Origin of the sequence: Paenibacillus sp. IHBB 3054, assembly GCF_051594305.1 — a bacterium.
Classification (GTDB): Bacteria; Bacillota; Bacilli; order Paenibacillales; family Paenibacillaceae; genus Paenibacillus_AQ.
Map to the genome: position 1 here is coordinate 1 of NZ_JBOFBG010000161.1, position 475 is coordinate 475.

The 475-nt window shown below is 45.7% G+C and carries 1 protein-coding gene; it reads right to left on the reverse strand.

What is annotated here, in order from left to right:
- Positions 1–159: 159 nt before the first annotated feature.
- Positions 160–420 (reverse strand): hypothetical protein, encoded by a 261-nt coding sequence (locus ACQ76X_RS36250; RefSeq protein ID WP_342436721.1) that lies wholly within the window; start codon positions 418–420, stop codon positions 160–162.
- Between the last annotated feature and the right edge of the window lie 55 nt (positions 421–475).

Consider the following 475-nt stretch of genomic DNA (forward strand, 5'->3'; position numbering starts at 1 on the left):
CCCAAAGTATGAGCGAATATTTCAGTACGGTCCCCGCCAAATCATTCAGTTCCGGGAACAGGTTAAGAAAGCGTACAGTTGCACTCCCCGCTGCGCTGATCAGCGTTATGCGGTTCGCGAATTGCGGAAACGACTCTTTCGGTGAATGTTCCGGAGTGCTCACGTTCCTTCCCCTCCCTTCATCATGGTCCGGATTAAATCTCGCAATTGCTGATTAAAACGTGCGGCATTTTCTTTCACCAGTGGCCACCAAGCATCCGATTCATCGAAAATGAAATGATAAACCTCATTTAAATTGCGAAGCAGCATAACTACTAAAAATACGCCCAAAGCTTTGACCAGCCAGGTCGGTAATCCATTGCTGCCTTTCTTGTAAAAGACCCACAGGATAATCGCAATAATGACAACCGTTAAATTCACTTAACCGCCCCCTCTCAATAACAATTTGAAGTATTTGGATACGCCAATCCACCAA